Consider the following 23893-nt stretch of genomic DNA (forward strand, 5'->3'; position numbering starts at 1 on the left):
TGTGCCTGCCAAGTAAGAGCAGACCACCACAACAAGGCCCTTCGCCCCCATGACAGCCCCGGCATCCCCGGCAGAACTCCCTGGCGCGTCCCCGATCCTGCGCGAGATCTTCGGCTTCGACGCCTTCCGCCCCGGCCAGGAAGAGATCGTCGACGCAGTAACCGCCGGGGAAAACGTGCTGGCGATCATGCCCACCGGCGGCGGCAAGTCGCTGTGCTACCAGCTGCCCGCGCTGCTGCGCGACGGCATCACCGTGGTGATCTCCCCCCTCATTGCCCTGATGCGCGACCAGGTCCGCGCCCTGCAGGAGGCCGGCGTCACAGCAGGCGCGCTCACCTCCGGCAATACCGATGAAGAGACCGAAATGGTCTGGCAGGCGATTGAGGCCGGGCGGCTCAAGCTCCTCTACATGGCGCCCGAACGCCTCGCCTCAGGTGCCGCGATGGGGATGCTGCGCCGCATCGGCGTCAGCCTGATCGCGGTGGACGAGGCGCATTGCGTCAGCCAGTGGGGCCACGACTTCCGCCCCGACTACCTGCGCATCGGCGAGCTGCGCCGCGCCCTGGACGTGCCGCTGGCCGCCTTCACCGCCACCGCCGACCAGGAAACCCAGGAAGAAATCGTCCAGAAACTGTTCGACGGCGAGGCCCCCCGCAGCTTCCTGCGCGGTTTCGACCGGCCCAACATCCACCTGGCCTTTGGCGCAAAGGACAGCCCCCGCCGCCAGATCCTGGAGTTCGCCGCCGCCCGCAAGGGGCAATCCGGCATTGTCTACTGCGGCACCCGCGCCAAGACCGAAGCGCTGTCCGCCGCTCTGCGCGACGCAGGCCACAGCGCCTGTTTCTACCACGGCGGCATGGAGGCCGAGGACCGCCGCATCGTCGAAACCCGCTTCGCCCGCGAGGACGGGCTGATCGTGGTTGCCACCGTCGCCTTTGGCATGGGCATCGACAAGCCCGACATCCGCTGGGTCGCCCACGCCGACCTGCCGAAAAGCATCGAAGCCTACTACCAGGAAATCGGCCGCGCCGGCCGCGACGGCGCGCCAGCCGAAACCCTCACCCTGTTCGGCCCCGACGACATCCGCCTGCGCCGCTCGCAGATCGACGAGGGCCTCGCCCCGCCCGAACGCCGCGCCGCCGACCACGCCCGCCTGAACGCTCTCCTTGGCCTCGCCGAGGCGCTGCATTGCCGCCGCCAGAAACTGCTGGGCTATTTTGGCGAGGCGGCAGAGCCTTGCGGCAACTGCGACCTCTGCGACACGCCAGCGGATGTGTTCGACGGCACCACCGTGGTGAGGAAGGCGCTGTCAGCGGTGCTCAGGACCGAGGAATGGTTCGGCTCCGGCCATCTGATCGACATTCTGCTGGGGGCCGACAACGAGCGCATCCGCGCCAAGCGCCATGATGAGCTGTCGGTCTATGGCTGCGGCAAGGAATTCGGCAAGCGCCAGTGGCAGGCGGTGTTCCGGCAGATGATGGGCCACGACCTCTTGCGCCCCGACCCCGAACGCCACGGCGCCCTGCGCTTTACCGAAGCCGCGCTGCCGATCCTGCGCGGCGAGCAAACCATTGAGCTGCGCCGCGACACCATCACATCCGCAGACCGCCGCCCGGCAGTGAAGGCGCTGGTCTCCGAGGAGGACGCGCCGCTGCTGTCGGCCTTGAAGGCAAAGCGCCGCGCCCTGGCCGAGGCGCAGAAAGTGCCGGCCTATGTGATCTTCCCCGACCGCACCCTGATCGAGATGGCAGAGATGCGCCCGGAAACGCTGGACCAGATGGCCCGCATCAATGGCGTCGGCGCCAAGAAGCTGGAACGCTACGGCGACGACTTCCTGGGGGTGATCACCGGCGCGGCGGAGCAGCTGCATCCCGCGCGGCGCAAGCTGGCGGGGCGGGAGTCCGGCTCTGTCTACGATTCGCTGCTGGAAGTGCAGGCGCAGCTGGCGCGCGGCGCGTGCGGCACGCTGAAACCGCTCACCTGTTCTGCGTCGCTCCTGGCCAAAGTGGCGCAGATGCGCCCGGAGGACGAGACCGGCGTCACCAAACTGCTGGGGGAGCGCCGCGCCGAACGTTTCGCAGCGGCGTTTCTGGACGTCTTGCGCGGCGCGGGCTAGGGTCGCGCCAAGAAACCGGGCTAGGAAAATTTGGGGGCAGATATGCTGGTAGTGACCTCTCCGGCCAAGAAGCTGGACTGGGCGGAACGGGAGCAGGAGATGACCTGGCCCGCGCTGCATGACGATGCGGTGGCGCTGGCAGAGGTGGCCCGCGGCCAATCGGTGGCGGATCTGATGAAGCTGATGCAAATCAGCGAGGATCTGGCGAAGCTGAATTATGCGCGGTTCCAGGAGTTTGCCGCCGACCCCAAGACAGACGCCACCCGCCCGGCGGCGCTGGCCTTTGCCGGTGACACCTATCAGGGGCTGGAGGCCGTCTCGCTGGAGCCTGAGGAAATGGCTTGGGCGCAGGAGCATTTCCGCATCCTGTCCGGCCTGTACGGCGTGCTGCGGCCCTTGGACGCGATGCAGCCGTACCGGCTGGAAATGGGCTCGCGCCTGAAAACCCCGCGCGGCAAGAACCTCTACGACTTCTGGGGCAGCCGGATTTCGGAAGCACTGAATGAACAGGCAGACGCGGTGGGCGCGCAGGTGCTGGTGAACTGCGCCAGCCAGGAATACTTCGGCGCGGTCGATCTGGCGGCGCTGAAGCCGCGGGTGATCACGCCGGTCTTCATGGAAGACAAGAACGGCACCCCCAAGGTGGTGAGCTTCTACGCCAAACGCGCCCGCGGCGCGATGGCGCGGTATATCATCCAGCACCGGCTGACGGATGCACGGAGCCTCAAGGACTTTGACGCCGGCGGCTATGCCTATCAGCCGCAGATGTCGGAGCCGGACAAGCCCGTCTTCCTGCGCAAGGCTTGACCTGAACTTGACATAAAAGAGGGCAGCTCCCGCCCGCTCCGGCACATTCAAAGAATGCACCGTCCCGGTTGGGCCCGGCAGCGCGCGGCACGCGCGCTGCCGGGCCCAAGGCCGCACAGAGGGCGTTCCGGCGCAGCCGGTGCGCCCGCGGGCGCGGGAGGGCCTGGCGGCTGCAATCCTGCCCGGCGCAGGCTGCAGCCCGGGCTGAGCACCTTCAGCTTGAGCAGCTTCCACCTGAGCGGTCTCCGTCTGACTGCCCGAAGCCTGACTGGCTTCTGCATATCTGGCCTGCGTCTGACCGGCCTCGGCATGACTGGCCTTCATCTCACCGGCTTCCGCCTGACCGGCTGGTCCGGCGGCCGGGCCAGGGCACGGCACTGCCGCGGCTCCCGAAGGCCGGTTATCCCAGCTGCGCGCAGCCCGGCGCAGACGCAATCGGGACGCCGGTCAGGCTCCGGCGGCGGAGACGGCGGGCGGGCTGCCGGGGTCCAGCGGCCTTGTGCCGGCCGGGGCGAAATCGCGGATCTTCTCGTGGATCAGCGCCTTGCGCAGCGGCTTGGTCAGGTAATGGTCCAGCCCGGCCGCCAGAATGCCCTCGGAATCGCCCGCCATGGCATGCGCCGTCAGCGCCACCACCGGCACGTGACGGCCGGTTCCGGCCTCGATCTTGCGGATCTCGGCGGTGGCTTCCTTGCCGTCCATCTTGGGCATCGAGATGTCCATGAAGATCAGATCCGGCTCAAAGCTGCTGTAGGCGTCGACCGCCTCCAGGCCGTTGCCGGCGAATTTCAGGTCGATGTCCAGCTCCTTCACCATCTTGCGGAACACCAGCTGGTTGGTCTTGTTGTCCTCTGCCGCCAGCACCCGCATCCGCCGGGCTTCGGGGGAGGCCGGCGCCGCGGGCGGTTCCGGCGGCGCGGCCAGCGGAATGGCGGCGGCGGCAGGCTCCGGCTTCGCGACAGGGGCCGCCTGCACCGCGGCGGGCCTGCCGGGGCCGGCCAGGCGCGCCAGCTGGCGGAACAGCTCGCCGCGCGGCACCGGGTTCTGCAGCACGCCGTTCACCAGCTGGCGGATTTCCGGATCATTGGCCGCCTGCGGGCTGGAGTTCAGCAGCAGCACCGGCACCCCGCTCCACGGCCCGGACCTGAGGTTCCGGGCCAGCTTCACACCGTCCAGCACCGGCAGGTTGTGGCCGCTGATGACCAGGTCGATCCCGTCCTGCATCGCCGCCAGCGCAGCAGCGGCGGTGCCGGCGGTGGTGACCTGGATGCCCAGCATCAGCAGATGCTTCTGCAGGATCTCGCAGTTCAGCGGCATGTCATCCACCAGCAGCACGTGGCGCAGGGTGCTGGGCAGCGCCTGAACCGCCGCCTCGGGGCCGGCTTCCACCGGCAGCGGCAGGCGGAAGCCAAAGCAGGAGCCCTTGCCTTCCTCGCTGTCGACCCAGATCTCGCCGCCCATCATCTCGATCAGCCGCTTGGAGATCGCCAGCCCCAGGCCGGTGCCTTCGAACTGGCGGTTGCGCTCGTCCTCGACCTGGTTGAACTCGCCGAAGATGTGGCTGATCTTCTCCTCCGGGATGCCGATGCCGGTGTCCTCGATATTGACATGCACCGCGCATTGCTTGTCGTCGGGAGAGGTGATGCCGGTCACCCGCAGCGTCACATGCCCCTCCTTGGTGAACTTCACCGCATTGCCGGCCAGGTTGGTCAGCACCTGCCGGATCCGGCCCGGATCGCCGGTAAAGCGGGTCGGCAGGAACAGGTCGTAATCGACCAGCAGCGCAATCCCCTTGTCCCGGGCGGTGGGCTGCAGCAGCATCACCACCTCATGCAGGCTGCGCTCCAGGTCAAAGGGCTCGGGATGCAGCTCCAGCTTGTCGGCTTCGATCTTGGAGTAGTCGAGCACGTCATTGATGATGACCAGCAGCGCCTCGCCCGAATTCTTGATGGTGCTGGCATACAGCCGCTGCTCCTCGTCCAGCTCGGTGTCGCACAGCAGTTCCGCCATGCCCACCACCCCGTTCATCGGCGTGCGGATCTCATGGCTCATATTGGCGAGGAAGGCCGATTTGGCGCGGTTGGCGGCCTCGGCCCGGGCGCGGGCGGCGCGCAGCTCCTCCTCATAGCGCACGGTCGACGTGATATCGAGCGCCAGGGTCACCATGTCGCCGTCATGGCCGCGCTGGTCGATCAGGCGCAGGTACCGCTCATCCCAAAGCTGGACCACCACCGGTTCCGGCGCGGGGGAGAGCCAGCGTTCGTTCATCATCGCCCGCCAGGCATCCGGGGCCATGCCGCCGGTGTTGATCAGCCCCTCGTCGGTCAGCAGCTGCAGGATGCGCATGTAGGAGATGCCGGGCGCCACCTCCTCCAGACCGTCGAAGATGTTGAGATAGGCGGTGTTGGCGCCAATGAGGTTGCTGTCAGTGTCGAAAAAGGCAAACCCGTCCTGAAACGCCTGGATCGAATGCCACAGGCGCCGCTCTGCGGTTTCGATTTTCTCGTTGGCGGTGTGGAGATCGGATTTCACCTTGGCGTTTTCGTCGCGCACGGTGGCGACTTCCGCCTGGGTCTGGCCGATCTGCTTGGTCAATGCCAGCGCGTGGCGGCCAAGTTTGCGGTTGGCAGCAGACAGCTCCGCCTGCTTCAGCTCAAGCAGCCGCTCGGCGGCCAGCCGGGCCCGCCTTTCTTCCGATAATTTGTCGGCAAGGCTCATCCCTGCAAACTCCGGCAATGCATCAAAACATACAACGCGCGGCAAATTCCCGCACAGGCGGCCGCAGGGCTGCCCCTCATGTGTTACGCGGAGGAATCTTGCTATGACGTTAAGCCCGTGCCAGCCTGTCCCCAGTATTGGAGGGTGCCATGCCGCGTCTGTTTGCTTCTGCCTTATTTTACTTTATTGCTTTTATTGCGTTTTTACCTTCGGCTTGGGCCGGACCGGAGGTGCCCGATTACCGTTACCGCTCTTATGCGGACACGGATTTCTTCGGCTCCGACCTGCAGCCTCTGTACGGCACAGACGTGCAGTCCTGCGCCCGCGCCTGCTCCGCGCAGGCGGATTGCGCAGGCTTTGTTTTCAACCAGCGCGCCAATGCCTGTTTCCCCAAATCGGCGCTGGCGCAATCCAGCCCCTACGCAGGCGCCCTCTCTGCCGTGAAGCAGCCCGCCGCCCCGGGTCTGGCTGCAGCGGCTGCGGCGCGCGCGGCGCGGCTGGATTTCCTGCCCGCGCAGGAGTTGCAGGACGCCGCCGCCTTGGCGCGCACCCTGGGGCTGGACTATCCGCTGGCCGCAAATGCCCCGGCAGAGGCCCGCGCCGCCGCCCGCAGCCTGTTGCGGGACGGTGATTCCCCGGCTGCCCTGCGCTGGATGGCGCAAGCGGTGGTGCTGGAAGACGCGGCCGCGGACTGGACGCAGTTTTCCGCGTATCTGCTGCGCGCGGCCAAGGACAGCAGCAGCCGCAGCCAGCAGAACCGCTACCGCGCGCAGGCCTATCATGCCGCGCTGAACGGCTATCTGCGGGCCGCGGACCCGGCGGCGCAGGCCCAGGCGCTGGCGGCAGCAGCCGAGGCGCAGCAGCTGCAGGGCAGGGGCCGTGCCATGCTGCCGCTGTTGCGGCTGGCGCAGGACATCGCCCCGGATGAGGCCCGCGCCGCCCGGCTGGAGGATGCGATTGCCAAACACGGCTTCCGCGTGCTGGCCAGCACCGTTGAAAGCGACAGCGCCGCGCCGCGCATCTGCGCCGAATTCTCGGAGGATCTGGAACAGGCCGGAACCGATTACGAAAACTACGTCCGCATGGCCGAGGCCAGCCTGGCCGTCACCGTGCAGGGCCGCCAGCTGTGCCTCGACGGTGCAGAGCACGGCAAGCGCTACCGCCTGACCCTGCGCCGCGGCCTGCCCGCGGCCAGCGGCGAGCAGCTGTATAAGGACGTGGAGCTGACCCATTACGTGCGCGACCGCGCCCCGCAGGTCCGCTTCCCGGGCCGTGCCTATGTGCTGCCGGCCGGCGGCTTGGCGGCGCTGCCAGTGGAAACCGTGAACCTCACGGAACTCGACCTGCGCCTGCGCCGGGTCAGCAGCCGCAACGTGCTGCGTACCCTGCAGGAGGGCTACTTTGCCAAGCCGCTCTCACAGTGGGAGGACAAGCATTTCGCCGCGGACATTGCCGAGGAAATCTGGACCGGCAGCGCCGAAGTGGACACCGCGCTCAATCAGGCGATGACCAGCCGCCTGCCGCTGGATCAGGCTCTAACGGGCGCGAAACCGGGCCTTTATGCCCTTACCGCCCGGGTGCCGGGTGCCGATCCTTATGAAGACGCCGGTGCCACCCAGTGGTTTGTGCTGACTTCCCTGGGCCTCTCCACCATGTCCGGCAGCGACGGCCTGCATGTTCAGGTGCAGGGCCTGGCGGACGCCAAGCCGCACGCCGGCGCCGAGGTCAGCCTGATCTCCTCCGCCAACGAGGTTCTGGCGACAGCAGCCAGCGACGCCAGCGGCTATGTGCATTTCGCCCCCGGCCTCACCCGCGGCACCGGCGGCGCGGCACCCGCGTTGATCACCGCGCGCGCGGGGGAGGGCGACTTCACCTTCCTGCCCCTGAACGATGCCGCCTTTGACCTTTCTGACCGCGGTGTGGCCGGCCGCCCCGCGCCGGGGCCGGTGGATGTCTTCCTCGCCACCACCCGCGGCGCCTTCCGCGCAGGCGAAACCGTGCATGTGACCGCGCTGGCCCGCGACAGCCAGGCGAAAGCCATCGACGGCCTGCCGCTCACCGCGATCTTGCTGCGCCCGGACGGGGTGGAATACACCCGCCAGACCTCCGCCGCAGGCCATCAGGGCGGCCATGTCTTTGCGCTGCCCACCGGCCCGGCCGCCCCGCGCGGCACCTGGCGGATCGAGATCAAAAGCGACCTCAAGGCCCCCGCGCTCGCCAGCCGCCAAATCCTGGTTGAGGATTTCCTGCCGGAGCGCATCGACTTTGAACAGCAGGTAACGAATGCAGAAAGCCTCCAGCCCGGCGGTACAGCTCAGATCGCGCTGCAAGCCGACTACCTGTTCGGCGCGCCGGGCGCGGGCCTGAAGGTGGAAGGCAGCGTCCGCCTCACCGCCGCCAATACCCTGGAACAATGGCCGGGTTTCCGTTTTGGCCGCTATGATGAGGCGTCTTCGGCCCAGACCGAACACTTCGGCGGCCAGGAAACCGGCCCTGACGGCGCCGCGGCCTTCACCGTCAGCCTGCCAGCCGTCCCCCCGGCAGAAGGCAAGCCGCTGCTCGCCACCTTCACCACCCGCGTCGCGGATGGGTCCGCCCGGCCGGTGGAGCGCTCCCTGGACCTGCCCGTCCGCCCCGCTGGCCCTGTCCTCGGCATCAAGCCGCAGTTTGACGAGGCCGCGGCAGAAGGTTCTGAAGCAGGCTTTGAACTCATTGCCCTGTCGCCGGACCTGACCCCGATGCCGATGCGCGTCAAATGGACCCTGAACCGGGTCGAGACGCGCTATCAGTGGTACCAGCTCTACGGCAACTGGAACTGGGAGCCGGTGACACGCCGCACCCGCATCGCCACCGGCGAGGCGCAACTGGGCAGCGATCCCCTGCCATTGTCGCAGCCGGTCGACTGGGGCCGCTATGAACTGGTGGTGGAGCGCCTCGACGGCGAATATGCCTCCGCCGCCTTGGACTTCTATGCCGGCTGGTACGCGCCCGAGGGCAGCACCGAGACACCCGCCCGGCTGGACCTGTCGCTGGACAGCGAAAGCTACACCCCCGGCGACACCGCCCGCCTGCGCATCGTGCCGCAGGCCGCGGGCACCGCGCTGGTCTCGGTGGTCTCCAGCCATCTGATCCACCGCATGGCCGTCGAAGTCCCCGCCGGCGAAACCGTGATCCCGCTGGAGGTGACACAGGACTGGGGCAGCGGCGCCTATGTGACCGCAACCGTCATCCAGCCAGTGGCAGGCGACCGCGGTCGTACCCCGCTGCGCGCCCTGGGCCTCGCCCACGCCAGCGTGACCCAGCCCGGCCAGCAGCTGGAGGTCGCGATTGACGTCCCCGAAGTGGCCCGCCCGCGCGGCACGCAAGTGGCTAAAATCCGTGTGGATGGCGCGGCGGAGGGCGAAGAGGTCTGGCTCACCGCCGCCGCCGTCGACCTCGGTATCCTCAATCTGACAGGGTTCCAAAGCCCCGATCCCAGCGCGCATTACTTCGGCCAGCGCCGCCTGGGGATGGAGCTGCGCGACGTCTATGGCCGCCTCATCGATCCCGGCAACGGCGCCATGGGCCGCATCCGCTCCGGCGGCGATGCGGACGGCGGCATGAAGATGCAATCGCCGCCCCCAACCCAGGATCTGGTGGCGCTGTTCTCCGGCCCGCTGCAAGTGGACGCCAATGGCGAGGCTGACTTTCCCCTGACGCTGCCCGCCTTCAACGGCACCGTGCGGCTGATGGCGGTGGCGTGGTCGGGCAAGGCCGTGGGCCAGGCAGAGGCCGACATGCTGGTGCGCGACCCGGTGGTAGTCACCGCCGCCCTGCCGCGCTTCCTGGCGCCGGGCGATCAAAGCCGCGCCCGCATCGAAATCGTCCACGCCGACGGCCCGGCAGGTGAGATGAAGCTGACAGCCAGCACCGCAGGCGGCCTGACGCTCGGCAGCCTGCCCGCCGCTGTCACCTTGCAGGAGCAGGGCAAGACCGTGCTGGACCTGCCGGTCACGGCAGAAACCGTCGGCGACCACGCGCTGACCCTCACCCTCACCACTCCCGACGGGCAGCAGCTGCGGCAGGACCTGCGGATGCCGGTCCGCGCCAATGATCCGGTGACGTCGGAAACCCGCCGCTTCACTCTCGCAGCAGGCGACACTTTCCTGTTCAGCAAGGACGTCTTCGCGGGCCTGCGCCCCGGCACCGCGCGGGCCACCATCTCCTCCGGCCCGCTTGCCAAGTTCGACGTGCCGGGCCTTCTGGCGGAGCTGGACCAGTACCCCTACGGCTGCACCGAGCAGGTGACCTCCAAGGCGCTGCCGCTCCTCTACCTCAGCAGCGTCGCGCAGGCAGCTGGGCTGGGCAACGGCCCGGCGGTGGACGCGCGCATTAACGCCGCCATCCGCCAGGTGCTGACCCGCCAGGCCCCCAGCGGCGCCTTCGGGATGTGGCGCGCCGACAGCGGCGAATTCTGGCTGGATGCCTACGCCAGCGACTTCCTCAGCCGCGCCCGCGCGCAAGGGTATGAGGTGCCGCAGCAAGCCTTCGCCCAGGCGATGGATAACCTGCGCAACCGCATCAGCTACGCCGCCGATTTCGACACGGGCGGCGAGGAGATCGCCTATGCCCTCCTGGTGCTGGCGCGTGAAGGCGCCGCCCAGATGGGCGATTTGCGCTACTATGCGGATGTGAAGGGGGAGGCCTTTGCCACCCCGCTCGCCGCCGCCCAGCTCGGCGCCGCGCTGGCGGCCTATGGCGACCAGCGCCGCGCCGACCGGATGTTTGCCCGCGCCGCCCGGATGACCGGTTCCGAAGCGCAGGGCGAAGCCCGCCTCTGGCGCGCCGACTTCGGCACCGCCTTGCGCGACACCGCAGGCGTTCTGGCGCTGGCGGCGGAGGCCGGATCGGAGGCGGTGGACCGGACCCGCCTGTCGGCGCGGATCTCGAACGCCAGCGGCCAACGCTCCACGCAGGAGGCCGCCTGGACCCTGATGGCCGCCCATGCGCTGACCCAGCGGCCCGAGGAGGCCGGTCTCTTGGTCAACGGCCAGCCCGTCAAAGGCCCGTTTGTGCAGGCCGCAGACGGTCAGGACATGCCGGAACTCGCCCTGACCGCCGCCAGCGGCCGCACGGCTGAGATCACCCTCACCACCCTTGGCGTGCCAGAGGTCCCGCCTGCCGCGGGCGGCTTCGGCTACACCATCGAGCGCAGCTACTACACGCTGGAGGGCCAGCCGCTGGACGCGCAGTCCGTGCAGACAGGCGCGCGGTTCGTGGCGGTTCTGCGGGTGATGCCGCATGAAGAGACCGGCGCCCGGCTGATGATCAACGACCCGCTGCCCGCGGGATTTGAGATCGACAACCCCAACCTGCTGCGCTCCGGCGATTTGCGCGATCTCGACTGGCTGAACCCGGCAGAGGCCGAACACGCTGAGTTCCGCAGCGACCGCTTCCTGGCGGCGGTGAATGTGCGCGATGCCGCGCCGGTGACGCTGGCCTATGTGGTCCGCGCGGTGACGCCCGGCACGTTCCACCACCCCGCCGCCTCGGTCGAGGACATGTACCGCCCCGCCTACCGCGCCCGCACCGGCACGGGGCGCGTGGAGGTCAGGTGAAACGCTGGCTGAACAGCTCAGAGGGCAGCGCCCGTCCGCGGGGGGGCGAGAATCGCCCGCCGTCGTGCTGCAAGCACGCCTCTGGCGTGACGGGGGCGGACGGGCGATGCCCGGCCTATCGGCCAGGCAGGAGGTGGAGGCGGAGCGCTTTGGCCTTGGCGCTTCTGGTTGCGGTGACGTCCTCTGCCTATCGCAGCTTCGACACTTGGATCGGCAGCACAATCCTCCCCCTCACCCTCACTGAAACCTCCACCGAGGTCCTCGACCGCAACGGCAAGCTCCTGCGCGCCTACCCCGTCGGCACCGGCCTCTGGCGCCTCGCCGTGCAGCCCGCCGGCGTCGACCCGCGCTTCCTCGCCATGCTCCTGCGCTACGAGGACAAGCGCTTCCGCTCGCACGCGGGCGTCGACCCCATCGCCCTCCTGCGCGCCGCAGGGCAGGCGATGTGGAACGGGCGCACGGTCTCCGGCGGCTCCACCCTCACCATGCAGGTCGCGCGGTTGCTGGAGGACGGCACCACCGGCCGCTGGTCCGGCAAGCTGCGCCAGATGCGGGTGGCGCTGGCGCTGGAACGCCGCCTCAGCAAGGACGAAATCCTCACCCTCTACCTGACCCACGCCCCCTATGGCGGCGCGGCAGAGGGGATCCGCGCGGCCGCCTACAGCTGGTTCGGCAAGGAACCGAAACGCCTCACCCCGGCAGAGGCCGCCCTGCTGGTTGCCCTGCCGCAATCCCCCGAACGCCGCCGCCCCGACCGCTTCCCCGAGGCCGCCAGCGCCGCCCGCGACCGGGTGCTGGAGCGCATGGAACGCCAAGGCCTCCTGAGCGCAGAACAGGCCGAGGCCGCCCGCCGCGCCCAGCTGCCGCACCAAATGGCCGCCTTCCCGCGCCTTGCCCCGCACCTTGCCGACCGCATGGCGGCGCAGCACCCCGGCCAGCGCCAGCTGCGCCTGACCCTCGACGGCGCGGTGCAAGCGCGGATGGAGACGCTGCTGGCAGAGGCCGTGCGCACGGGCGGGGACCGCCTCTCCGCCGCCCTCATCGCCGCCGACCATAAGACGGGCGAGGTGCTGGCGCTGGCCGGCTCCCCGGGCTATTCGGATGCGCAACGGCGCGGCTTTGTCGACATGACCCAGGCGATCCGCTCCCCCGGCTCGACCCTGAAACCGCTGATCTACGGCCTCGCCTTCGACCAGGGGCTGGCGCACCCGGAAACCCTGATCCACGACGGGCCTGTGAATTTCGCAGGCTACGCGCCGCAGAATTTCGACGGCGAATTCCGCGGCGACATAACCGTGCGCGAGGCGCTGCAGCTGTCCCTGAACATCCCCGTGGTGAAGCTGACGCAGGAGCTGGGACCGGCGCGGGTGCTGGCCTCGTTGCGGGCAAGCGGCGCCCGGCCGGAACTCCCCGGCGGCACGCCGGGCCTGGCCCTGTCGCTCGGCGGCCTCGGCATCAGCCTGCAGGACATGGTGCAGCTTTATGCCGGGCTGGCCGCAGGCGGGCAGGGGCCGAAGCTGCGCGTGATGCAGGGCGACGCCCCCCAGCCCGCAGGCCGCCTGGTCTCGCCCGAGGCCGCCTGGCAGGTTGCCGACATCCTGCGCGGCCTGCCGGTTCCCGCTGGCGCGCGCGCAGGCAGCATCGCCTATAAGACCGGCACCTCTTACGGCCACCGCGATGCCTGGGCGATCGGCTGGGACGGGCGCCACGCGGTCGGCGTCTGGATGGGCCGGGCCGACGGCACCCCGGTGCCGGGCATCTTCGGCGGCGATCTGGCCGCCCCGGTGCTGTTCGAGGCTTTCGGCCGCCTGAAACCCGCGCTCGATCCGCTGCCGCCGCCGCCGCCCGCCACGCTGATCGTCAGCTCCGCCGAGCTGCCGCAGCCGCTGCAGCGCTTCCGCCCCCGCGACGCCGCCTTCTCAGAGCCTGCAAATGCGCCGGAACTGATCTTCCCGCCCGACGGCGCCCGGCTGGCGCTGGACGGCATGGACCTCACGCTCAAACTCCGCGGCGGCACCGCGCCCTTCCTGGTGCTGGCAAACGGCCAGCCGGTGCTGTCCGGCCAGCGCCGCCGCGAGTTCGCCCTGCCCAGCCCCGGCCCCGGCTTTTCATCCCTGGTGATTGTCGATGGCGCGGGGCGTTCCGACCGGGTTAACCTGCGGATCGACTGATCCCCGTCTTGATCGAGGCCCTTTCCATGCTGAAACCCCTCCTTGCCGCCTGCACCCTCGCCTTCACGGCCCCCGCCGCCCTGGCCGCCTGCGCCACTGACGCGGAAATCGCCGCCTTCGTGGACAGCTACCTGGCCAAGACTCCGGCCCAGGCGCTATCGCCCGACGGCAGCATGGAGGACGCGCTGTGTTCGCAGGCCAAACTCGCCGCCGCGCTGGAGCCGCACATGGGGCCGGTGATTGGCTACAAGGCGGGCCTCACCAGCAAACCCGCGCAGGAGCGTTTCGGCGCAACCGAGCCGGTGCGGGGCCTGCTGTTCCAAAACATGATGCTGGAGGACGGCGCCGCGCTGGACGCGCCCTGGGGCGCGATCCCGATGGTGGAGGCCGACCTGGTGCTGGTGGTTGCGGACGCAGGGATCAACAGCGCTGCAACGCCTGAGGAAGCGCTGGCCCATATCTCCGCCATCCGCCCCTTCATCGAGCTGCCCGACCTGACGCTCGCCAAGGGTCAGCCCTTCACGGCTGAGACGATCACCGCCATGGGCGTCGGCACCCGCCTCGGCGTCCTCGGCGCCCCGGTGCCGGTGGAGGACCCGGCAGAAATGGCCCGGATGCTGGAAGAGATGTCCGTCACCATGCGCGACGCAGCGGGCGGCGTGCTGGTGCAGGCGCCGGGCCGCGCGGTGCTGGGCAACCCGGTCAACGCCGCCCTGTGGCTGCGCTCCAAGGGCGTCGCGTTCAAGCCGGGCGACCTGATTTCCGTCGGCTCCTTCGGTCCGCTGTTCCCGCCGCAGGCGGGCAAGGGGGGCGTCAGCGTCACCTATGAAGGGCTGCCCGGCGATCCGGTGGTGCAGGTGGCATTCAAGGACTAACCGGCAGGCCGCCGGGTATGAGGTGTTTCGCTTCGGGCTGCGCCCGAAGCGACCCGCGCCGCGCCTTCGGCGCGGCGCTTGGCCCAACTGTCGCGGGGTTTCGCAAGAAAACCTGCGGCAGGCGGGAGCGCCCCGGTTGCGAGAGCCGCCTAGCGCCGCCCCTCGCGCAGCCAGCCCGCAACGATGAAGAAAGACGCCATCAACAGCGCCAGCCAGCCGGGCAGCAGCGGGCCTTGGGAAACCGACAGCGTCTCATAGGCCTCCCGCGGGGTCAGGCCGATCCAGCCGCGCCCCGAGGCCGGCCGCCCGGCCCGCACGCTGCGCAGGGCGGGCATCCCGTCCTCCAGCCGCAGAACCCCGCCGCGCAACGGCTCCAGCACCGGCGCCAGCACAGAACCTGTGGCAATGGTTTCCTCAAACTCCTTCGGCGCGGCAGGGCCAAGCCCCACAACCGCGCTCTCCTCACCCTCCTGCAGCCGGTACAGCCCCGGCTCCGGCCCCTCATAGCGGGTTTCCCACTGCCCCGGCGCGCTCGGACGCATCTCCAGAGCCACTGCCGAGCCATCGGGCGCGGTCACCGTCACCGGCCCCGCCTGCTCCGCCAGCGTGCGGCGCAGGATGCGCATCCGCTGGCCCGTCACCTCGGCCCACAGCGCCTCTTCCTCCAGCTCCGGCTCCTTCATCATCCAGTGGGCAAGACGGCGCAGCAGCTCCAGCTGCGGCCCGCCGCCCTCATATCCGCGGCTCCACAGCCAGGCGTGATCCGACGCCAGCAGTGCCACCCGGCCCTCGCCCACCCGGTTCAGCACCAGCAGGGGCCGTTCGCCCGCGCCGCTCATCAGCACATGGCCCTCCGGTGCGCGCAGCTCGATCTGGCGCAGCCAGCGGCCCCAGTCCTCCGCCCCCTCCAGGCCGGAAGTCACCGGATGCTGCTTGCCAAGATCCGTCACCGCGGGGCGGTAGGCCTCCTCCAGCACCCGCGCCGAGGGTTCGGCGGGCAGGATCAGCGACAGGGGCGAGCGGTAGATACTGTCAGCGCTGGCGAAATCCGGCCCCGCCGCCACCAGCACCGCGCCGCCGCCCATCGCGTAATTGGCGACATTGTCCAAATAGACCGCCGGCAGGATGCCGCGCCGCTTGTAGCGGTCAAAGATGATCAGATCGAAATCCTCGATCTTCTCCAGGAACAGCTCGCGGGTGGGGAAGGCGATCAGCGACAGCTCCTCCACCGGCACGCCGTCCTGCTTCTCCGGCGGACGCAGGATGGTGAAATGCACCAGGTCCACCGCGCTGTCGGACTTCAACAGGTTGCGCCAGGTGCGCCCGCCCGCGTGCGGCTCGCCCGACACCAGCAGCACCCGCAGCCGGTCGCGCACCCCGTTGATCTGCACCAGCGCCTGGTTGTTGCGCGCGGTCAGCTCGCCCGGCTCTTCCGGCACGCTGAACTGGATCACGTTGCGCCCGCCGTGCTGCAGCACCATCGGCAGCTCGAAATCCACCCCGACGGGCAGGGTGAAGCGCTGCGGCGCATCGCCCCCGACCGAGATGTCGAGATCGGCAAAGCCGCCCTCAACCGGCGCCGCGCCCTGATCCTCGATCCGAAGCGTCAGCGTCACCGGCTCGCCGATGATGGCAAAGCCGGGGGCGTTGCGGACAATCAGGCGGCGGTCCCAGTCGTCCTCGCGCCCGCTCAGCAGCAGGTGCATCGGCGCGGGCAGGCTGATCGCCTGACCGGTGTCATGCACCTGCCCGTCGCTGAGGGCGATGATCCCTGCCACCCGCGCCCGCGGCTCATCCGCCAGCGCCTGCGCAATGGCGGCCATCAGCCTTGTGCCCTCGTCGCCCTCGCCGTCCGGCACGGTGACCCAGCGCACATCGGTGCCGGGCCGGTTGTCCAGCGCCGCCTTCAGCTGGCTGCGGGCGCGCTCCACCTGCTCCGGGCGGTCGCGCAGCTGCTGGCTGGCGGTCTGATCCTCGGCCACGATCACGATGTCATCCAGAGGCGCGCGGTCCTCGCTCTGATGCACCGGACCTGACAGGGCGGCCAGCAAGACCAGCGCCGCCAAGGCACGCAAGGCCCAGCCGGACAGGCCCTTCCACAGCCCCAGCAGCAGCGCCGCCAGGGTCACAGCCCCCGCGGCCCAGATCACGGGCCAGGGCACCAGCGGGTCGAACAGGATCGTCTGCGTCATGAAACCACCCTCATTGCCCCAGCCGGTCCAGCAAGGCCGGCACATGCACCTGGTCGGATTTGTAATTGCCGGTCAGCACATGCATCACCAGGTTGACGCCGAACCGGAACGCCAGTTCCCGCTGCCGCTCGCCGGCATAGCCGCGCCCGACCGGCAGCAAGGGCCGCCCGTTTTCATCCACCGCCCAGGCCGCCGCCCAGTCGTTGCCGCCGATCACAACCGGCGTCACCCCGTCATTGAGGTTGCGGAAGGGGATGCCCTCGGCCTGTTCCGCATCCGGCGGCGCCGCCTCGACCCAGACCGGGCCGCGGCTGTGGCGGCCGGGGAAGTCCTGCAGCAGGTAGAACGCCCGCGTCAGCACATGGTCCTCCGGCACCACCTCCAGCGGCGGAATGTCCAAGGGCAGCGCAATCTGCTGCAGCCGCCGCGCCGCCGGGCTGGTGGCGCCGGCAGAGGCCAGATCGGCGTCGCGGGTGTCAAACAGGATCATCCCGCCCGCCCGCAGATAAGTGTTCAGCTTGCCGTAAGCCTCGGAGGAGGGCAGCGGCTGGTCCCGCGTGACGGGCCAGTAGAGCAGCGGGAAAAACGCCAGCTCATCCTGCTCCAGATCGACGCCTGCCGGGTTGGCCGGCTCCACCGAGGTGCGGAAGAACAGCGTGTCCGACAGCCCGCGCAGGCCCGCCTCGGCAATCCGGTCGACCTCCGCGTCGCCGGTCAGCACATGCGCCAGCACCAGTTCCGAGGCCAGCTCCGCCGCCCGGAAATCCGCCTGTGCCTGCTGCTGCGGCGGACCCTCCTGTGCGCGCGCCTCCTGCGCTGGAACCAGCGCCGCCAGCCCCAGCGCCGCCGCCAGCGCGGCAGTGCGGGCCCGGCCCAAGAGGCCGGACACCAGAAGCGTGCCCAGCACATCCAGCGCCAGCAGCATCAGCGCCCCCGTCAGCAAGGCCCCGCCCAGCGGCATCTCCTGCGGCGCGTCATAGCCGCTGACCCGGACCGAGGCAGGCCAGCGCGCCGCCAGCAGCTCATCTTCGGGGCGCAGCACGTTGCGCGCCAGCATCCGCCGCCCGCCGTCATAGACCCCGGGCCGCAGCTCCGGCCCCGCGGGCGCGGCCACCAGATCCGGCCCCTTGACCCCCGGCAGCGTCTCCGCCGCCTCCAGCCGGCCAAAGCCGTCCAGCACCTCCACCGGCGTCCAGGTGGTGCCTTCCAGGTCTTCGGCCTTGGGCGCGGCGGCAGAGGAAGACACCGCCAGCCGCTCCAGCATCGACACGAACAGGCCCGACAGCGGCAGGCTGCTCCACTCCGCATTCGCCGTCACGTGAAACAATACCACCTGGCCCTGTCCCAGCGTCTTGCGGGTCACCAAGGGCGTGCCGTCGGCCAGTTCCGCGATGACGCGGTCCGCCAGCTGGGGATCGGGCTGCGCCACCACTTGCGAGCTGATCGCCACCTCCTGCGGCACCTCCAGCCCGTAAAAGGGAGAGCCTTCGGCAAACGGCGCCAGCGTCTTCGGCTCGCCCCAGCTCATCGCGCCGCCGATGCTGCGCCCGCCAATGCGCAGGCGCACCGGCATCAGGGGTTCCTCGCCGCTGCGCGCGGTGTCGCTGGCCGCCAGCCTCGGCCCGGCAAAGCGCAGCAGCAGGCCGCCGTTTTCCACCCACTCAATCACCGCCTCTTCCTGCGCGGGCGCCAGCCGCGCCACATCGGCCAGCACGATCACATCCGGGTTGGCGGGCAGCAGATCCCGCAGCGCGCCCTCCAGCAGTTCCGCCGAGGGCGCCAGCGCCTGGCGCAGGTAGTGCAGCGGCGACAAGAGCGCCAACCCTTCATCGGCGCTTTCGGAGGACACCAGCGCCACCTCGCGCCGCCGCAAGCTGTCATCGGTCAGCGCCACTGCGCCCGCCGATGCCTCGCCGCGGATTTCAAACCGCGACAGCCGCGCCCGCAGTTCCGCCGGCAGCGACAGCTCAGCCGAGGCCGCGCGGGCGCCATCGGCAAACCGCAGGGAGAGCGACGCCAGGCTGCGTTCGGTGCCGCCGGGATCCTTGCCCTGCGCCACCACCGCAACCTCCTGCGCGGGACCGGCATGGCTGCGCAGCGCCGTCAGTTCGATCGCGCCGCCGGTATAGCTGGCGGGCAGCAGCCCCAGAACCGGCGCGGGCTGTTCGAACACCTCGATCCCGCCGCGGCGGCTCAGCGCTTCGATCAGCCCTTCGCGGCCCGGGTATTCCAGCCCGTCGCTGAACCAGAGGCTGTCAAAACCGCCCTCCGTGCCGGTAATCGCCGCCAAAGCCTGTTCCAGCTGCTCCGGCCCCGGCTGCCAGGGCAGCGGCGCCAGCCCGGCCAGCTGCCGCTGCCAGTCGCTGGCGGCGCGGAACTGCAACGCCTCCGGCGCGCTCAGGCGCAAGACCGCCACCGGGCGTCCGGAGCGGCCCGCTTCCTCCAGCTGCACTTCGGCCTGCGCGCTGGCCTGGTCCCAGCCCGCCGCGCCGCCCCAGCTGGCGTCCATCACGATCAGCAGCGGCCCGCTGCCGCCCGCCTCCTCGGTCGCGGGGTTCAGCACCGGCCCCGCCAAGCCGATGATCGCCGCCGCCACCGCCAGCAAGCGCAGCAGCAGCAGCCACCACGGCGTGCGGTCCGACAGGCTTTCGTCGTCCTTCAGCCCCAAAAGCAGCGTCACCGCCGGAAACGGCTGGCGCTTGGGCGCGGGCGGGATCGCCCGCAGCAAGAGCCACAGCACCGGCAGGGCCAGCAGCCCCAGCAGCAGCCAGGGCGCGGTAAAGCCGATGCCTGCAATCATGGTCATGGCGCGGTCCGCTCCAATGCGTGGTAAAGCCACATCAGCGCCGCCTGCGCCGGGTCGCCGGTGTGATGCTGACCGAACCGCCAGCCGGCCGCGCGGCACAGCCGCTCCAGCGCATCGCGGCGTTCCGCCAGCCGGTCCAGATAGCGCTCCTGCAGGGCAGAGGCCTTCAGTGTTTCATGTGTGACACCGCCTGCGATGCTCTGAAACAGGGTGCGGCCAGTGAAGGGAAAGGCTTCCTCCGCCGGGTCCAGCACCTGCAGCAGAACCCCCCGGACGCCGCGCGCGGCGGCCTTGGACAACGCCTGCTCCACCGGCTCGAATGGCCCCAGAAAGTCCGAGATGAACAGCGCCCGCGCGTGCGGGATCAGGGCGCGGTGGCCGGGCGGGGCGTAATCCTCCGCCTCATCCGCCGACAGCGCCTCGGCCAGCCGCAGGATCTGCACATTGCCGCGCCGGGGCGGCAGGCCGCCGCCGGTCAGGCCCACCCGCTCGCCGCCCTGCACCATCAGAACCGCGGCGGCGAGGCCCAGCAGCCGGGCCTGATCCACCTTCTGCGGCAGCTTGGGGGAGGAGGCAAACCGCATCGAGGCGCCGGTATCCACCCACAGATGCACGGTCTGCGCGATATGCCATTCCCGCTCGCGCACATATTGCACGTCGCCCATGGCGGAGCGGCGGTGGTCGATCATCCGGCGGCTGTCACCGGCCTGCGCCGGGCGGTACTGCCAGAAATCATCGCCGGTGCCGGCACGGCGGCGGCCATGCTCGCCCATCAGCACCGATCCGGCGAGATGCCGCGCCTGCACCAGCAAGGGGGGCAGGGCGCTGGCCTCGGCCTCCGCCCGGTGCCGCAATCCGGTTGCAGCGTCAGAGGCGGCGGGCCTGGTCACGCGGCGGCCCCGGTCCGGGCCAGTTCGCTCGCGGTTTCCTCGATCAGCGCCGCCAGGCTCTCCCCGCGCGCCCGCGCGGCAAAGTTCAGCTGCATCCGGTGGCTCAGCACCGGTTTCGCCATGTCCAGAACGTCCTCTGCGTTGGGCGCCAGCCGCCCCTGCAACAGCGCCCGCGCCCGCACCGCCAGCATCAAGGCCTGCGCCGCCCGCGGCCCCGGCCCCCAGGCCACGGTCTGCGCCACGTGGTCAGAGACGCCGGGTTCTTCGGGGCGGAAGGCGCGGACCAGGTCCAGGATCATCTCCACCACCGACTCGCCCACCGGCATCCGCCGCAGCAGGGCCTGTGCCGCGATCAGCTCTGCGGCGGTGAACACCTGATAGGCCTGCTCTTCCTCGGCCCCGGTGGTGGCCAGCAGGATATCCCGCTCGGTCGCGCGGTCGGGATAATTCACGTCGATCTGCAGCAGGAAGCGGTCCAACTGCGCCTCCGGCAGCGGATAGGTGCCCTCCTGCTCGATCGGGTTCTGGGTCGCCAGCACATGGAACGGCGCCCCCAGCGAACGGTCCTCGCCCGCCACCGTCACCATCCGCTCCTGCATCGCCTGCAGCAGCGCCGACTGGGTGCGCGGGCTGGCGCGGTTGATCTCATCCGCCATCAAAAGCTGGCAGAACACCGGCCCCGGCACAAACCGGAACGAGCGGTGCCCGTCGGCGGCGGTGTCCAGCACTTCCGACCCCAGAATGTCGGCGGGCATCAGGTCGGGCGTGAACTGGATCCGGTTGCCATCCAGCCCCATCACCGTGCTCAGCGTCTCCACCAGCCGGGTCTTGCCGAGGCCGGGCAAACCGATCAGCAGCCCGTGGCCGCCGCACAGCAGCACCGAGAGCGTGAGGTCCACCACCCGCTCCTGTCCGATAAAGCGCTTGGTGATCGACGCGCGCGCCTCTTGCAGCTTGGCTTCCAGCGCTTCGATACCGGCCAGCAGATCGTCCGTTTCAGGCATGACATTCCTCGTTTCCCGGATATATGCTGTTACTCTATCGTGCTGACAGGAAATGGCAAAAGCAATGAGCGGACAAAAACCTGTGACACCCGATGCCGAAGGCCTCGCCGCGGCGGCAAAAGCGGCCGGCAAGGGCAGGGGATTGCCGCCCGTCCACCTGTGGAACCCGCCGTTCTGCGGCGATCTGGACATCCGCATCGCCCGCGACGGCAGCTGGCATTACCTCGGCACCCCCTTTACCCGGTTTGAGCTGGTCAAGCTGTTTGCCTCCATCCTCAAGCTGGAGGACGGCAAGTACTACCTTGTAACGCCTGTCGAAAAGGTCGGCATCACCGTCGAGGACGCGCCCTTTGTGGCGGTGGATTTCGATGCGGCCGGGCAGGGGCGCGCGCAGGTGATCACCTTCACCACCAATATCGGCGACACCGCGGCGGCGGGGCCGGAGCATCCGGTCCGGGTGGCGCGCGATGGTGATAGCGGCGAACCTGCGCCTTATGTGATGATCCGCGCAGGCCTTGAGGCGCTGATCGACCGCAAGAGCTTCTACCGGCTGGCGGAGCTGGGCGAACACCACGATGACTGGTTCGGCGTCTGGTCCGGCGGGGAATTCTTCCCGCTGATTCCGTCTGCCGAGCTGGACGAAAGCTGATAACCCCCGGCACTTTGCCAGCCTGCCTTCCACCCGAAAGGCCGGGCGCTGCCCGCTGCGGTCTGCCGCAGGCAGCTCAAGCCTGGCAGACAGGCGGCGGAATCCGGCCAACCCGCGGTTAACGAAAGTTTAACATGAAAATTCTGCTCTTTTGACGCCTTGGCTGGCCCGTCCTGCGGCGCTAGACCAACAGTCAACAAGGAGAATCCTATGCCCCGCTTCGCGGCCAACATTTCGATGCTGTTTGCCGAGCTGCCCTATCTCGACCGGTTCCAGGCCGCCGCCGCCGCCGGGTTCGAGGCGGTGGAGATCCTCTATCCCTATGAACTGGCCGCCAAGGAAACCCAGCGCGCGCTGCTGGCCAACGGGCTGCAGTTGCTGCTGATCAACGCGCCGCCGCCGAATTACACCGGCGGCATGCCCGGCTATGCGGCGGTGCCGGAGGGCATCGACCGCTTCCAGCGCGACATCCGCCGGGTGCTGCGCTACGCCGAGGCGCTGAAGGCGGGCAAGATCCACGTGATGGCGGGCTATGCCAAGGGCGCAGAGGCACAAAAGACCTTTGTCCAAAACCTGCAATGGGCTGCAGACCGGGCGCCGGAACAGCAGTTCACCATCGAGCCTTTGAACAGCGGCGATCAGCCCGGCTATTTCCTCGATGACTACAGCCTGGCGGTAGAGGTGCTGGACGCGGTGGACCGGCCCAATGTCGGCTTGCAGTATGACGCCTACCACGCCCAGCTGATCCACGGCGACGCGGCCAAGGTGTGGGAGACCTTCGGCAGCCGCGCGGTGCATGTGCAGATCGGCGCCGCGCCGGGCCGCTGCGAGCCGGGCACCGGGCCGGTGGACTTCCAAAGGCTGTTCGCGGCCATCGACGCCAGCGGCTACGACGGCTGGGTCAGCGCCGAATACACCCCCTCCACCCGCAGGACCGAAGACAGCCTGGGCTGGATGCGCTGAGCTCCCGGCCGTTCTGCGCAGAAACCTGTGCAGCGGCGCAGATTGCTCCCCTTTCCGGCAAACGCATATCTCCGTCAGCATCCCGCCGCCAAGGAGACAGCCATGATCCCCGCCCGCTTCGCCCCGCTTCTGTCCGGTTTCCTGATGTCGCTGATGATGTCCTCGATCGTGTCCGGCATCTCCACCCTGCGGGCCGTGGGCGCGGAGGAGGGTTTCACCGCCGCCTGGCTTTCCGCCTGGGCCTACAGCTGGCCGGTGGCCTTTCCGGTCGTGCTGGTGGTGGCCCCGCTGGTGCGCCGCGCCGTGGCCATCGCCATCCGCACGCCGGATGCGGCATGATGCCCGCGGAGGGCGGGGATACACATTCAGCAATTGAAATGTGACCGCGCCCGGGGCAGAAAGGTCCGCGATAAGCGAAAGGACAACGCCAATGCTGCCCGCCCGATTTGCACCTGTATTGTTCAGCCTGATCCTGTCGGGGCTGATGTCCTGCATCGTGACCTGCGTCGCGACCTGGAAGGCGCTGGGGTTCACCACCGGATTGACCGCGGCCTGGATGCAGGCTTGGTCGCTCAGCTGGCCCATTGCTTTTGCGGTCGCCTTTACCGCCGCGCCGCTGGTGCGCCGGCTGGTGGCGAAACTGGTCAGGCAGCCGCTGCAGGGCTAAAGGCCGCAGGGGCGGCTCCCGCCCGCTGCCCGCTGCATCACAGATGCAGCAGCAGCCGTTGGGCCGCGCGCCGCTGGCGCGGCGCGGTTGCGCCCGGTGCCGCTGTCAGTTCAGGCAGAGAAACAGGTCGTAATTCGTCCTGGCCGCTGAATCCTTGCGCGCGGAGGCATGCTCGGCCTGCTTCCCATGCCCCTTGCGGCAGATCCGGTCCGCCTCCTGCGCCGCCGCTTTCAGCGCCCAATGCCGCGGGTGATGCTGCGGCGTGGCGATGGTCACGCTGTCCCCGTTATACTCCGTAACCGCGGGCCGGATGTGATGCGCGCAGCCGCCTGCAACGGCGAGAACGCCGGCAAAAATCAGTGTTTTCAATGGTCCGTCCTGAAATATCCGGTCTCAATCCCGGGGCCTCAGCCGCGTGCGGCGGCGGCCCCGGGCACA

General features: G+C 69.4%; 15 protein-coding genes. 9 read left to right on the plus strand and 6 right to left on the minus strand.

Going from position 1 to position 23893, the window contains the following annotated elements; all coding sequences use genetic code 11:
- Positions 1-49: 49 nt before the first annotated feature.
- Both recQ and yaaA read left to right on the plus strand, forming a co-directional pair.
- Positions 50-2116: a DNA helicase RecQ gene (gene recQ, locus B2P87_RS18335; RefSeq protein ID WP_141891849.1), complete on the plus strand. Its 2067-nt coding sequence runs from the start codon at positions 50-52 to the stop codon at positions 2114-2116.
- A 42-nt stretch (positions 2117-2158) separates the two neighbouring features.
- Complete coding sequence (gene yaaA, locus B2P87_RS18340) at positions 2159-2923, plus strand: peroxide stress protein YaaA (protein ID WP_141891850.1); 765 nt, start codon at positions 2159-2161, stop codon at positions 2921-2923.
- A 447-nt stretch (positions 2924-3370) separates the two neighbouring features.
- Here the strand turns inward: yaaA and B2P87_RS18345 are convergent, their stop codons facing one another.
- Positions 3371-5641 (minus strand): response regulator, encoded by a 2271-nt coding sequence (locus B2P87_RS18345; RefSeq protein ID WP_141891851.1) that lies wholly within the window; start codon positions 5639-5641, stop codon positions 3371-3373.
- A gap of 149 nt (positions 5642-5790) precedes the next feature.
- Here B2P87_RS18345 and B2P87_RS18350 point away from each other — a divergent pair, with 149 nt between their 5' ends.
- The 3 genes from B2P87_RS18350 to B2P87_RS18360 all read left to right on the plus strand — a co-directional run bounded on the left by B2P87_RS18350 (position 5791) and on the right by B2P87_RS18360 (position 14284).
- On the plus strand, positions 5791-11238 hold the full coding sequence (locus B2P87_RS18350) for an alpha-2-macroglobulin family protein (RefSeq protein WP_208764510.1): 5448 nt from the start codon (positions 5791-5793) through the stop codon (positions 11236-11238).
- Positions 11239-11387: 149 nt separating this feature from the next.
- On the plus strand, positions 11388-13409 hold the full coding sequence (gene pbpC, locus B2P87_RS18355) for a penicillin-binding protein 1C (RefSeq protein WP_141891853.1): 2022 nt from the start codon (positions 11388-11390) through the stop codon (positions 13407-13409).
- A gap of 26 nt (positions 13410-13435) precedes the next feature.
- A complete protein-coding gene (locus tag B2P87_RS18360; RefSeq protein WP_141891854.1) occupies positions 13436-14284 on the plus strand; it encodes a 2-keto-4-pentenoate hydratase in 849 nt (282 codons plus the stop codon).
- 149 nt (positions 14285-14433) lie between these two features.
- Here B2P87_RS18360 and B2P87_RS18365 read toward each other — a convergent pair whose 3' ends face one another.
- Genes B2P87_RS18365 through B2P87_RS18380 form a run of 4 tightly spaced genes read right to left on the minus strand, consistent with a single transcriptional unit; the run spans position 14434 to position 21176 of the window.
- The gene (locus B2P87_RS18365; RefSeq protein ID WP_141891855.1) at positions 14434-16476 is read right to left on the minus strand and encodes a hypothetical protein; all 2043 of its coding nucleotides are present in this window, start codon (positions 16474-16476) and stop codon (positions 14434-14436) included.
- A 10-nt stretch (positions 16477-16486) separates the two neighbouring features.
- Complete coding sequence (locus B2P87_RS18370) at positions 16487-19282, minus strand: DUF4159 domain-containing protein (RefSeq protein ID WP_141891856.1); 2796 nt, start codon at positions 19280-19282, stop codon at positions 16487-16489.
- Positions 19279-20172 (minus strand): DUF58 domain-containing protein, encoded by an 894-nt coding sequence (locus tag B2P87_RS18375; protein ID WP_058285380.1) that lies wholly within the window; start codon positions 20170-20172, stop codon positions 19279-19281. Before B2P87_RS18375 ends, B2P87_RS18370 begins: the two co-directional genes overlap by 4 nt.
- Complete coding sequence (locus B2P87_RS18380; RefSeq protein WP_141891857.1) at positions 20169-21176, minus strand: AAA family ATPase; 1008 nt, start codon at positions 21174-21176, stop codon at positions 20169-20171. Before B2P87_RS18380 ends, B2P87_RS18375 begins: the two co-directional genes overlap by 4 nt.
- A gap of 64 nt (positions 21177-21240) precedes the next feature.
- On the opposite strand from B2P87_RS18380, the gene B2P87_RS18385 reads away from it, so the two are divergent.
- The 4 genes from B2P87_RS18385 to B2P87_RS18400 all read left to right on the plus strand — a co-directional run bounded on the left by B2P87_RS18385 (position 21241) and on the right by B2P87_RS18400 (position 23455).
- On the plus strand, positions 21241-21825 hold the full coding sequence (locus B2P87_RS18385) for a DUF1285 domain-containing protein (protein ID WP_141891858.1): 585 nt from the start codon (positions 21241-21243) through the stop codon (positions 21823-21825).
- A gap of 210 nt (positions 21826-22035) precedes the next feature.
- Positions 22036-22788: a hydroxypyruvate isomerase family protein gene (locus tag B2P87_RS18390; RefSeq protein ID WP_141891859.1), complete on the plus strand. Its 753-nt coding sequence runs from the start codon at positions 22036-22038 to the stop codon at positions 22786-22788.
- 102 nt (positions 22789-22890) lie between these two features.
- Positions 22891-23127 (plus strand): DUF2798 domain-containing protein, encoded by a 237-nt coding sequence (locus tag B2P87_RS18395; protein ID WP_141891860.1) that lies wholly within the window; start codon positions 22891-22893, stop codon positions 23125-23127.
- Positions 23128-23218: 91 nt separating this feature from the next.
- On the plus strand, positions 23219-23455 hold the full coding sequence (locus B2P87_RS18400) for a DUF2798 domain-containing protein (RefSeq protein ID WP_141891861.1): 237 nt from the start codon (positions 23219-23221) through the stop codon (positions 23453-23455).
- Positions 23456-23560: 105 nt separating this feature from the next.
- Here the strand turns inward: B2P87_RS18400 and B2P87_RS18405 are convergent, their stop codons facing one another.
- Positions 23561-23824 carry a hypothetical protein gene (locus B2P87_RS18405; RefSeq protein ID WP_141891862.1) on the minus strand — a complete coding sequence of 88 codons (264 nt, stop codon included), beginning with the start codon at positions 23822-23824 and terminating at the stop codon, positions 23561-23563.
- Positions 23825-23893 lie beyond the last annotated feature (69 nt).

The sequence above is a fragment of the Leisingera sp. UBA4491 genome, from assembly GCF_002388965.1.
Classification (GTDB): Bacteria; Pseudomonadota; Alphaproteobacteria; order Rhodobacterales; family Rhodobacteraceae; genus Leisingera; species Leisingera aquaemixtae.